Genomic DNA, 12,733 nt, shown 5'->3' with positions numbered 1-12,733 from the left:
TCAAGAATAGAAAGGAGATTAAATAAATTGCGGTACAAGGGATGGAAACTTACAGCAGCAGTTGCCGTCATCGGCGCGGGCGTATGGGCAGGGTTTCAATGGCCTTCCATGGTTGAGGGAGATGGAAACGCCGTTACACCTGGAGGCGTCGATGATCCAGTGGTAACGAAGAGCTATGTGGATCAGAAAATCGCTGCGATTACCGGCGCAAGCCCCGGAAGCGGAACGAATACGGGCAGCGGGGAAACGAAGCCGGAAGACAAACCCGCCGAGCAAGCGGCTGGTAATAATGCCATCAATATCGTCACAGTACCGGTTGGTAAAACCATCATCGCCAAAGATGGTGCACAGATGGTGGTACGAGCCGGCAAGGCGGTTGCTTACAGTCCGGATTCCAACGGTATTGCGGATGTGACGGACGGAACGGACATCAAAAGCGGCAGCCGAGTCCTCAATAATCATCTCATTCTTTTCCCGCGCGGGGGCAGAGGGATTTTACCGGAAGCCGGTCAAAAGTACAGCCTCACAGTTATGGTTATAGGGGAATATGAGATCAAAGTGCTGGAGCAGCAGACCAAGTAACATTTGCATGTCCTGACAAATTGTTTAGCGCTTCAAAGCTAAGAGCGGGAGGCACAATAAAGCCACATCCTTTTTATAAACTTAGCGGAGGTGCTTGGACAATGGCAAAACGTTCTTCAAACAAGCTCGTGGTGAAAGAAAGCAGTAAGGCCCTTGAACAAATGAAATATGAAATTGCAATGGAGCTTGGCCTTACGACAGGCTCCCTGACAGCCGATCGGCTGGGCCATACCGAGTTCGCATCTGAATTAGGGGGAATAAGCCAAGCGGCTTCTCCAGAGAGCGTACCTTGGCCGCAGCTGGCTACAAGGGATGCCGGATCGGTCGGAGGCAGCATGACCCGGCAGCTGATTCAGAAAGCCGAGCAGGTATTGAAAGGTTTGTAAAAAAACTTACAGCCATTGACACAAAGCGACAGTTTCGGTATCATACTGTTCTAGAGACTTGCCACTTAAGACCTTTTCCATTTGTGGAAAAGGTTCATTTTTTGAAATATTGGATGGTGCCAATTTTTAATTTAGATAGAATTGGTTGGTTTACCTGTTTTTCGTATAATCGATCCCCTTGAATCGAGACGTGTTAGCGTTAGATTTAATATCATTTCGGTTATCTTATAGTCCCGGTTTCATTGCTCTTTTATTCAAAATATCAAAAGATACGAATTACCTTTCCATATTTTGAGCTGAATAGAAGGGGATTGACGGCGTCAGCCGTTTCTTCTTGGGAGAGGTTACTTAGATTAGCTTAATATGTTGCAGGAGGTTGAGATTGAATGTCACTTAAAGGCAGTCATTTGTTTACATCGGAGTCCGTTACGGAAGGACATCCGGATAAAATTTGCGATCAGATCTCGGATGCGGTTCTTGATGCATTCCTGGAGGTTGATCCCTATGCCCGCGTAGCTTGCGAAGTTGCGGTGGCAACCGGTCTGGTGCTTGTTATTGGGGAAATCAGCACCCGTGCAGATTATGTCGATATTCCTGCAATTGTACGCCGTACGATTAAGGATATTGGATATACCCGTGCCAAATACGGTTTTGATGCCAGCACATGTGCGGTCTTAACCTCGCTTAATGAGCAATCCGCTGACATCGCGCAAGGCGTAAACGCCGCGTTGGAATCGCGTGATGGCAAAGACATGCTGCTGGAAAATGAAGATATCGGCGCAGGCGACCAAGGCTTGATGTTCGGTTTTGCTACGAACGAAACGCCTGAACTGATGCCGCTTCCGATTGCGTTATCGCATCGTATTGCCCGCCAATTGTCTGAAATGCGCAAGAATGGCAAACTGGACTATCTTCGTCCTGATGGCAAAACGCAAGTAACAATTGAATACGTAGACGGCAAACCAAAGCGTGTGGATACGATCGTGGTCTCGACGCAGCATGCCGAAGAGATTTCGCTGGAGCAAATTCAATCCGATATCCGCGAGTATGTCATCAAGCCGGTTGTTCCGGTCGAGTGGCTGGATGAGGAAACCAAATATTTTATTAACCCGACAGGACGTTTTGTAATCGGCGGCCCTCAAGGGGACGCGGGTCTGACTGGCCGCAAAATAATCGTCGATACGTATGGCGGTTATGCCCGTCATGGAGGGGGCGCGTTCTCCGGTAAGGATCCGACAAAGGTTGACCGCTCCGCGGCTTATGCAGCCCGTTATGTAGCCAAGAATCTCGTTGCTGCAGGACTCGCTGACAAATGCGAGATTCAGCTGGCTTATGCGATCGGTGTAGCAAATCCGGTATCCATCAATGTAGATACGTATGGCACGGGTAAAGTCAGTGAAGAGAAGCTGGTTGAAGTAATCAAGAAGAACTTCGACCTGCGCCCTGCTGGCATTATCAAAATGCTTGATCTTCGTCGTCCGATCTATGGAAAAACGGCAGCTTACGGTCATTTTGGCCGTACAGATATCGAGCTTCCTTGGGAAAACGTAGATAAAGCAGAGCAGCTGAGAACAGATGGCTTTGCTTAAGACGTAAGGATATGCAGCCACTCCTGCAAAGGAGTGGTTTTTTTTATGCGGATATTACCAAGGAGGTGAACCCGAATCCATGAAATCAAGGAAAACTCTTCATTTCAGAGTGTTTCTAGCCGAAAAAGATAATACGAGTGTCTCTATTGGGGAGTGGGTATAGTTGGTTCGAAATCGTAGTTGGTTATTAGGTTTAGCAATGATCGTATTCATGATGCAAATCGGATGGGGAGCTCTCATGGGCAATCCGTCCACAGCCTCAGCCGCGTCCGGTGGTCCGGTGGTGGTGAGCGTTTCACCGTCAGCGGGAGCAACCAATGTACAATTGAACGGAAAACTGGTGATTACCTTTGATGAAAATGTGGCAAAGGGAACAGGTTCTGCTGCCATCTCCATACGTAAACTTAACGATAACTCGATTTTTGAGTCGTATATCGTGTCGTCAGACAGCCGGATCCAGATCGGATCATCCCGGAATGTTGTGACCATTACGCCAGGCAAAACTTTTGAAGCGAATACAAGCTATTATGTGTATATCGACGCCGGGGCATTCCGTAATGAAAGTAATAATGCCAACTTTGCGGGGATAACCAGCACGGCAGCCTGGAATTTCACCACGATTCCAACAGCCGATACGACCCCGCCTGCTTTAACAGGCGTTTCGCCAGAGAATGGAACCACCGCCAATATCGGCACAACGCTTTCGTTATCCTTTAATAAAGCGGTCTATGCGGCTGGCGGCAGCATCGAGATCAGCAATGTAAATCAAGCAGGGGACAGCCAGTCTATTGCTGTTGTATCGGGCAGTGTGACAGGAAGCGCAACCCCGACTATAACGGTTCAGCTCGGCAGCAGCTTGAAACCAAGCAGTACATACGAGGTAACGGTACCAAGCGGTGCTTTTCAGGATGGATCCGGCAATCATTTTGCCGGTATTGGATCAGGGCAGTGGCGGTTCACAACGAAGGCGCCACCGCTTGGAACTCCCTCGCTGCAGCCGGCTAATAACGCCTATTCCGTGAGTGTAGCGAGCAACTTGATGATGACCTTCCCCGCCAATGTCGCGGTTAATACGGGTAACATCAGGATCAATAAAATTTCTGACAACAGCACAGCACAGACGATCAATGTGAACTCTTCCGCAGTGGGTGTAAACGGAGGAGTCGTTACCATCAATCCGCCTGATGATTTGTTGGGCAGCACAGGCTATTATATACTGGTCGATGCCGGGGCATTTAAGGATGCCGGCAATCCCGGTAATCTCTATGAAGGCATTGCGGATGCATCCGTATGGAATTTTACAACGGATCCCGGCAACGATACAACGCCGCCTGCCCTGGTCGGCGACAGGAAGCCGTATCTGGTGCAAACAACGCCCGCAGTAGACCTGGAAATGAATTTTAATAAGCCGGTCTATCAGGGATCGGGTAATATTATCATTAAAAATGCCGCCAATAACGCCATATTTGCATCCATCCCCGTAACCTCGAATAAGGTTAGCGGTGGAGGGACAACGAAAATTACGGTCAAGGATCCAGGCCTGGTTTACGTCAATAACACCTCTTATAATGTTCAAATTGGGGGACAGGCGTTTCGTGATTTGAAGGGCAATTATTTTGCCGGAATTAACGGAACCTCTGACTGGAAATTCATGGTCACCCAGGATACGGAGAAACCGGTCATTATTTCGCTGCTTCCGGCTAAAAATGACTCTGCAGTGGCGCTGTCGGGCGTCAATCTGGAAGTGTTGTTCAGCGAGCCGATTCAACTTGGCGCTTCGCCATCCGTGAAGATAAAACGGATCACAGGCGGTACGGCGGAAAACACGATAACTGCGAAAGCAACCGTGGATCCGCAAAATAACCGGAAGCTGATTATCACGCCGGAAGCGGCGATGACGGCCAGCACGAATTATTATGTGGAAATCACAAATAATACCGTTGAAGATCTGGCCGGGAATAAATTTGACGGCATCCTGAATCAATATCAATGGACGTTTACAACCGCCAGCTCTTCAAGCGGCCCGCCGGCTGTATCCAAGGCCGAGGTACAGGGTACGAATCAGATTGTATTGACTTTCAATAATACGCTTGACCCGGGCTCGGTTCCGGTGCCGGGCAACTTTTATGTCACGGTGAATGCCGTTTCCAGATCGGTTACGAGCATACAGATCAGCGGCCAGACCGTTATTCTGACGATGCAGGGGACGCTTGCTTTAGGCCAAGTGATCAAAGTGTCTTATTCAGGAGGCGAGAAGCCGATTAAATCATCGGCCGGAACAGCCGCTTCGAATTTCTCGGAACGCGAGGTAACTAATAATCCCGACACAACGCCGCCAAGGCAGCTGAGCGGCACCGTGAATGGAAACACCATCATTCTGACCTTCAGCAAGAACCTGGCCGATATCGGGACGAATGCAACCAGCCAGTTTTCGGTGACGGTTGCGGGCTCATCGCGTACGGTGACGCAGGTTTCGGGCAGCGGCAATATTGTCTTCATTACGTTTAGCGGAGCTCCGGCAGCGACTACGGATTCCTTGACCGTGTCCTATTATGCTTCAACTTCCGCCTTGAAGGATTTGTCAGGCAACGCCGTACCTTCCTTCAACAGCTTCTATGTCCAGAATGGGCATGATACGATAATTCCCCTTCTGCAGAGCACGATTGCGGCAGGGAATGTGGTTACCCTAACGTTCAACAAAACGATGAATGCGGCAATGAAGCCTTCAACCGGCGCCTTTAAGGTAATGGTCAATGGCGTTGAGCGTGCCGTCTCTTTTATTACAATATCGGGACCGCAGGTGGTACTAACCTTGGGGACGGCTACATTAGCGACGGATTATGTTGTAGTGTCCTATACGGCCGGAACGCCGGCTTTGTCGGATATTAGCGGCAACGCCGCTGCATCCTTCACAGGGCAGACAGCGAATCTGGGAAATGGGGCGGCTTCCGCATCCATTGCGCTTAACGGGGTTCTGGCCAAAACAAATCAGATCACGTTAACCTTCTCGACAACACTGAACGCTTCTTATGTACCTTCTTCTACGCAATTTACGGTGAAGGTGAATAATACGACCCGTCCTGTATCGGCGATTGCAATCAATGGAGCCGCCGTTACCCTTACTTTATTTACGCCGGTCGCGATAGGGGACAAAGTCACCGTGAGTTATACGGCGGCAGGAACTACCTTGCGTTCAATCACCGGAGTAGAGGCATCGTCATTTTCAGACATCAGCGCAGCCAATCAAACGGCTTGGACCGATAATGTATCGGGAGACTTCGAAGCTGCCGAGGGCGGCGGAATCGCAATTAAAAACTCGGCTGCTGTCGTAACAACCGCTGTTTCGCCAGCAGGACAATCGACCCGCCAGTATGCCTTCACGGCTGAAAAGGTGGCAGCGGCCTTCTCGACGATACGGACAGTCAGCGGGATGGAGCCGAGAGTCGTCGTGGTCGTTCCGGAAAATGAAAACGCCGGTATTGTTTCGCTGCCGCTTGCTGCACTGGAGGAAGCCAGGAAAGCGGCCTCCAATGCGTCAATCGCGGTTGTGTACAAAGGAAACACCTACGAACTCCCGCTTAGCGCGCTCAATTACCCGGAACTGGGCAAGCTCATGAATGCGGCCAGCGCTGTAGGACAGCTTGTGATCTCCATTGATACCAGCGCCACTAATATGGCGTCCCCGCTTACAGCGGCGCTAAATGCCAGCAAAGCGCAGATGATGGTAAGCCCGGTCAGCTTCGATCTTTCTGTAACCAACGGGGCGTTGACCAAAAAGATTGACAGCTTGAACAGCTATGTCACCCGGACGATGAAAGCGGCGATGCAGCTGAATGGGCATGAAGTGGCGGTTGTCTGGGTAGATCCTGCTACCGGCAAGCTTTCCTATATTCCGACAAGAGTGACCAGCCAGAACGGGCAGTCTCTTGTCAAATTTATGAGCAAAAGCAACGGTGTATATGCGGTTGTGAAGGGCTCAGTCGGATTTTCGGACATTACCAAGCATTGGGCGCGAAACGATATTCTGCTGATGGCTAACAAATATGTGGTGGAAGGGACGACGCTCACGACCTTTACACCGGATAAATCCATTACCCGCGGTGAATTTGCAGTTCTTATTGTAAAAGGGCTCGGGCTGTCCGGCGACAAGCTGGGCGCCGCAAAGTTCAAAGATGTCAATACATCGACGGTTATGGCCGCTTATATCGGGGCGGCAGCGAATGCCGGGATTATCATGGGGATGCCGGATGGAACCTTCCAGCCCGGCAGTCCGGTGACGAGAGAGCAGATGGCTTCGATGATGATCCGGGCATCCAATGCAGCGGGTGTCCAGGTCGTGCTTTCACAGGATGCTTCAGCTGCGCTGAAAAGATTCGGCGATGCAGGCAAAATCGGCACCTGGGCCAAAAGCGATGTAGCCAAGGCCGTTGAGGCCGGGATCATAAACGGAATGTCGTCCACATCCTTCGGAGGCAAATCAAACGCGACGCGTGCGCAAGCAACGGTCATGGTGAAACGGCTGCTGGGTTATGTCGAGTTTCTCGATCTTTAAATCATGCCGAGAGGCTGGAAAATAGAAACAATTGATAGAGCTATCCGTGCAGCAGTTGCCGGATAGCTTTTTCTTTTCGATCATAGGCGGGTGATAGGACTCTTCTATCAAGCGTAACTTTTTCATTCTTCTGCTAGTCTATAGCTAATAGACTTTAAGATGGGAGAGTTGCAGAGGAAATGCGCAAAATAAATAGAATCATAGAAAATAACAGACGGAATTTGACGAAAAAACAGGTACTTATTTTAACGTTGGGAATTACGATGCTGGCTCAGCCACTGTCTATAGCCATCCCTGGAGCTGCCTATGCAGCATCCAGTACAACCTCAACCACTGCGGCCAAGAGCGCTCAGGAGCAGCTTGTACGCGTTTACGAAGAGATGATCACCTCCGGGGCCAAGCGGGTGGATTACAAATGGGCGAACAAAACAGGCACCGGGGCCCGACAATCCAATGTCCATGTTATCGAAGTTGACCTTACCAACCCTAATGTGAAGCTGGATGTCATGAACGGCAAAACAGGAGCGATTACCGGTTACGCCTCCACGGGAACGATGGTAAAGAACAGCGGCGCTGTAGCCGGAGTGAACGCGGATTTTTTCAATACCTCGGGTAAAGGCGTGCCGATGGGGGCTGAAGTTCTCGGCGGCAGCCTGATTGCCAGCCCATCCAAATTAAAAGGGATGTACGCGTTTGCGGTGACAGCGGACCGGAAGCCGATCATTGATTTGTTTGATTTCAACGGAACCGTAACCGCAGCCGATGGAACGCAGTGGCCTCTGGCTGGAATCAATAAAGCCTCCTACACCATCGAGCCGGATAATACATACAGCCACGTCAATGCGATGTATATTTATACGAGTGCCTGGACGGCTGCACGGCCCGATGTGAAGGACAGCTCAACCACGCCGACAGAAGTGCTGGTTGTCGATAATGTGGTGACCCAAATCGCCGATAATTCCATGATTACCGGGACGCCTCCGGCAAACGGGTATATTTTGCGGACGCATGGCAAAGCCGCTGAATTTGTGCGCAATCATTTACAAGTAGGTGAGACCGTTTCGTCCAATTATGGTCTTGTCTCGCAAACGACGGGTAAAGCCTTTGATCCCGGCTCCTTGCAAATGCTCGTAGGCGGGCACACGATTCTCGTCGAAGACGGCAAAGCTTCAGCCTTCTCCCGAAGCATCAGCGGCATCAGCGGCACCGGGAACCGTGCGCGTACCGCAGTCGGCTACAGCAAGGATGGAACGAAGGTTTATATCATCACGGTGGAGGACAGCGACAACAGCCAGGGAGTCAAGCTTACCGAGCTTCAACAGCTGATGGTGAAGCTGGGCGTCTGGCGGGGCGTGAATCTGGATGGCGGAGGATCAACCACGATGATCACCCGGCCTCTGGGCGAGTTCAGCGCAGGACTTACGTTTCCAACGGAATATGGCACCGTCCAGCGATTGCTCCCAAGCGGGTTGGGGGTTTTTAGTACCGCTCCGCAGGGACAGGTAAAAGGAATCAAAGCCAGCGGAAGCGGCGTTCTCTTTATCGGCCAGCAGGCTACTTATGAAATGAAAGCCTATGATACCTACTATAATCCTGTGGATCCCGGCACGCTGACACCGACCTGGAAATCGTCCAATGCGATCGGCTCTTTCTCGGGCAATACGTACACGGCCCAAAAAGCGGGCAGCACGACGCTAAGTGTTAAGTCCGGCAGCGGCAGCGATGAGCTTCCGGTTGAAATCGTCGGCGGGAATCAGATCGCTCAAATGACCGTTGATGTCAGCTCGCCGGTATTGGAGCAAGGAAAGACAGGCACAATTTCCGTTGTGGCTGTTCTTAAGGATGGACGCAAGCTGACGGTACCGGCTTCCTCGATGAAATGGGAGATGAAAGGTTTTAAAGGTACGATCAGCGACGGTAAACTGACCATTGATTCAATCGACGAAGGGGCTAAAGCGGGTTATGTAATTGCACGGTATGACGGTTTCTCCTCAGTAGCTGTTCTGGCCGCGGGTGCGGATAAGAAATTTGATGATTTCGAACAGACTACCTACCCAATCTCCTTCTCCAGTACGAATGGTGTAGTGGGCACAGCAGCGATTGTCGCGGGGTTGTCGGAGAATGCGGCGGCAAAAGCACTGCAGCTGTCTTATGATTTCACAGGAGGCAGCGGCACGAAGGCGGCTTACGCGGTATTTAACACAACCGGAAAGGCACTGGAAGGGAAACCGTCCGCCATTACCCTTGATGTTCTGGGCGACAATAGCTTGAACTGGTTGCGTGCCGAGTTTATCGACAACAGCGGCAAAGCGCATCTCGTAACGCTCGCGACTCAAGTGGACTGGACAGGATGGAAGCAGCTCAAAGTCAATTTGCCAGCCGACCAAATGGGTTATCCGGTCAAGCTGAAGCGGATCTATATGGCTTCTATCGAAGATGGTCAGGATGAGCGGTCGCTGACAGGTTCTGTTGCTTTTGATAATATCAGCTTCCAATATGCGGCATTGGTTGCCGAGCCTCCACGCACCAAAATTCAATTGACGGTTGGTGCGAAATCGGCAACCGTTGGCGGACAAGCCATGAAGCTGGATGTGGCTCCTCTTCTGCTGAAGGGAACCACCTATTTACCGCTGCGGTTCGTAACCGAGGCGATGGGCGCACAAGTGGCATGGGAGCCTGCGAACAAACGGGTAACCGTCCTGCGTGGCGACAAGTTGATGGAAATGTGGATCGGACGGGAGGAATTCCTGCTTAACGGATTGCGAAAAAAATCCGAGGTGGCGCCAATCACCCGCTCAGGAAGGACTTTGGTCCCCATTCGTCTGGTATCGGAGCAATTCGGCCTGTCTGTAAACTGGGATGGCAAAGCGGGCACGATCACTGTCGAATGACAGTAACGCGCATGCGTAATTATGTGATATGATAGACAGAAGATATTTTTGAAGAAAGTGGGCAGAGCCTAACGTGGATTATCGCATTAACGATATCGATCGCGTCATCAAAAACGCCGTTCTTGTGATGGAAGAGAGTAAATATCAAATCTATGAAATTTGCGAATCCGCGCGCAAAGAGCTTTTTTCTCTCGGTCAGGAGCTTACCCAGGTTATTAAAGAAGCCGCTGAAATTATTGATAAAGTGGACAAGCTGGAGCTCGACTACCGTCGGGCTCGGATCCGGCTTACAGAAGTAAGCCGGGATTTTGTCCGATTTAAAGAACAGGACATTAAGATTGCTTATGAGAAGGCTACGCAATTGCAGCTGGACCTCATGGTTTTCCGGGAGAAAGAAAGCTACTTGAAGGCGCGCCGGGATGATTTGCAAAAGCGGGTACGAAATGTGGAGAAATCCGTCGAACGGGCCGAGTCAATCGGCTCGCAGATCAATGTCGTGCTTGAGTATCTGTCGGGCGATTTGAATCAGGTGACCCGGATTCTGGAATCCGCCAAGAACCGCCAGCAAATCGGATTGAAAATTATATTGGCTCAGGAAGAAGAACGCAAGCGGATCGCCCGGGAAATTCACGATGGTCCCGCACAATCCTTGGCTAATATAGTTCTTAGGACGGAAATTGCGGAAAGAATGCTCGGAAAGCAGGAATTTCAATTAGTACAGGAAGAATTAATAGACTTGAAGGGTCAGGTTCGTTCGGGTATTGAGGAAATCCGCAAAATTATTTTTAATCTGCGTCCTATGGCGCTGGATGACTTAGGTCTCATTCCTACCCTTCGCAAGTATGTCCAGGATTTTGAGGAGAAGACCCGGATTCGGACGATATTCGACACAATCGGGAAGGAAATGCGGCTGCCCTCCGCTATGGAAGCAGGCATGTACCGGCTTGTCCAGGAGGCCTACAGCAATGCGTTCAAGCATGCAAATCCTACTTTTGTCTCGCTGGAGTTCACCTTTCAGGCGCAGATGGTTAAGATTGTCGTTAAGGATAATGGCGTTGGTTTCCATGTTGATCTAATTGAATCCCGGACGAAGGACAACGCTCATTTCGGCTTGATCGGAATGCGCGAGAGAGTGGAGTTGTTGGAAGGGAGGATGGAGATCGAATCGACAATCAACGAGGGAACCAAAATTACGATTCATATCCCTATCAACGCGGAGCAAAGAAAGGAGTAAACTAACGATGGATCAACGTGCAACGACAGTTAAACGCAAAATTAAAGTGTTAATCGCCGACGATCATCAACTATTCCGCGAGGGACTCAAGCGGATTCTTAATATGGAAGATGATTTGGAAGTGATCGGCGAATGCAATGATGGCATACAGGTACTGGAATTCTGCAACGAAAACAAACCCGAAGTGGTGCTCATGGATATCAATATGCCAATCGAAAACGGGGTTGTGGCAACGGAGCGGCTGCGCGATATTTTTCCCGATGTGAAGGTGATTATTTTATCCATCCATGACGATGAGAGCTATGTGTTTGAAACTCTTCGCAAGGGCGCATCCGGTTATTTGCTTAAAGACATGGAAGCGGAGGCTTTGGCTAACGCTATTCGCTCGGTCGTGAGCGGCTACGCCTACATTCACCCTAAAGTGACGGGCAAGCTGATCAATCAGCTGCGCCGGATGACCTATTTGGACGAAATCGGTTCCACCTCAGGAGCAGCGGCAGGACGTGAAGCGGGCGTGAAATTTGTGCCAAGCGAGAACAATCCGCTGACTCGGCGCGAAGCGGAAGTGCTGCGTTTGATGGCTGAAGGCAAAAGCAACAAAATGATTGGCGAATATCTGTTTATCAGCGAAAAAACGGTTAAAAACCATGTTAGCAGTATTTTGCAAAAAATGGAAGTAGATGACCGGACGCAAGCAGTCATTAATTCCATCAAGTTTGGCTGGGTTACCCTGTAGCCAGACGCTGCCTTACATATGGAGCGAAGAAGAGCACCCGTTCAGGCGGAGGCTCTTTTTTGTGCTTGCAGATGTGCCAACATGGACCCGAATGCCTTTTTATGTGACTTGTCCGCGAAGTTGCGCACTCATAGGCGGTGAACGGCATATGATGTCACAAAAAGGAGGTGGCTGCCTTGATTCCGATTTTGCTGGGAATTCTCGGTTGTTACGTCTTGGCTGCGGCTTCGGTGCATCTGGCTTATGCGCTTACAGGCAAACGCAAACCATTGAGCAAGCATTATGTCCTGATTGCCGGCAACGAGCAGAACATGATGGAATGGTACATGTATTCGCTTCGCCGTTTATCCCTCCGGACCGGCAGAGAAATCAAGGTTTCTGTGATCGACAAGGGCTGCGAGGACGACACCATGCGGATTGCGGGGAATTTTGCACGATGTGGGATGTCGGTGGATATTGCCTGCCAGAAGCGCGATCTCGCAGAAGTCAGCGCCATATCCAGTGGAAATGTGTTTGCCGGGGGGGAGCAGGAAAGCCCGCTTCTCGCGGAGGAGGAGATCGTTGTCGATCTCGGAATGCCTGCTGAGCTGGCGAAGCTTCCTTTAAAATATAAGAAAGGTTAAGTTTCACCTATACCAGGCTATATTTCTAAGGGAAGAAGCTTGGCTTCACTGCAAAGGAAGGCGTTAGCCGTTTCTTCTTTGAAACGCAACGCGAGCCCGCGAGGAATTCGGTGTTCATTGGGTTATATCAGGATTGCTAA

The 12,733-nt window shown here is 50.4% G+C and carries 8 protein-coding genes; all 8 read left to right on the top strand.

The window, feature by feature from the left end:
* Positions 1-27 precede the first annotated feature (27 nt).
* A complete protein-coding gene (locus tag IEY46_RS28960) occupies positions 28-582 on the top strand; it encodes a hypothetical protein (protein WP_188997717.1) in 555 nt (184 codons plus the stop codon).
* 101 nt (positions 583-683) lie between these two features.
* Positions 684-968: an alpha/beta-type small acid-soluble spore protein gene (locus tag IEY46_RS28955; RefSeq protein WP_188997716.1), complete on the top strand. Its 285-nt coding sequence runs from the start codon at positions 684-686 to the stop codon at positions 966-968.
* Between the two features lie 386 nt (positions 969-1,354).
* Complete coding sequence (metK, locus tag IEY46_RS28950; protein ID WP_188997714.1) at positions 1,355-2,557, top strand: methionine adenosyltransferase; 1,203 nt, start codon at positions 1,355-1,357, stop codon at positions 2,555-2,557.
* A 163-nt stretch (positions 2,558-2,720) separates the two neighbouring features.
* Positions 2,721-7,109, top strand: a complete 4,389-nt coding sequence (locus IEY46_RS28945) for an Ig-like domain-containing protein (protein WP_229750614.1) — start codon at positions 2,721-2,723, stop codon at positions 7,107-7,109.
* Between the two features lie 179 nt (positions 7,110-7,288).
* Positions 7,289-10,000, top strand: coding sequence for a stalk domain-containing protein (locus tag IEY46_RS28940; RefSeq protein WP_188997711.1), 2,712 nt, complete (start codon positions 7,289-7,291; stop codon positions 9,998-10,000).
* A gap of 73 nt (positions 10,001-10,073) precedes the next feature.
* Positions 10,074-11,234: a sensor histidine kinase gene (locus tag IEY46_RS28935; RefSeq protein WP_188997709.1), complete on the top strand. Its 1,161-nt coding sequence runs from the start codon at positions 10,074-10,076 to the stop codon at positions 11,232-11,234.
* Between the two features lie 7 nt (positions 11,235-11,241).
* Positions 11,242-11,970: a response regulator gene (locus IEY46_RS28930; RefSeq protein WP_188997707.1), complete on the top strand. Its 729-nt coding sequence runs from the start codon at positions 11,242-11,244 to the stop codon at positions 11,968-11,970.
* A 176-nt stretch (positions 11,971-12,146) separates the two neighbouring features.
* A complete protein-coding gene (locus IEY46_RS28925) occupies positions 12,147-12,593 on the top strand; it encodes a hypothetical protein (RefSeq protein ID WP_188997705.1) in 447 nt (148 codons plus the stop codon).
* Positions 12,594-12,733 lie beyond the last annotated feature (140 nt).

This window comes from Paenibacillus nasutitermitis, assembly GCF_014641075.1.
In the GTDB taxonomy this organism is placed as follows: Bacteria; Bacillota; Bacilli; order Paenibacillales; family Paenibacillaceae; genus Paenibacillus_Z; species Paenibacillus_Z nasutitermitis.
The sequence above is the reverse complement of the archived record's forward strand: the minus strand, read 5'-3'. Positions and strand labels throughout refer to the sequence as shown.

Bases quoted from the DNA above. Each gene is read 5' to 3' on its own strand.
- IEY46_RS28940 (WP_188997711.1), top strand. From the start codon at position 7,289: ATGCGCAAAATAAATAGAATCATAGAAAATAACAGACGGAATTTGACG.
- IEY46_RS28930 (WP_188997707.1), top strand. From the start codon at position 11,242: ATGGATCAACGTGCAACGACAGTTAAACGCAAAATTAAAGTGTTAATC.
- IEY46_RS28955 (WP_188997716.1), top strand. From the start codon at position 684: ATGGCAAAACGTTCTTCAAACAAGCTCGTGGTGAAAGAAAGCAGTAAG.
- metK (WP_188997714.1), top strand. From the start codon at position 1,355: ATGTCACTTAAAGGCAGTCATTTGTTTACATCGGAGTCCGTTACGGAA.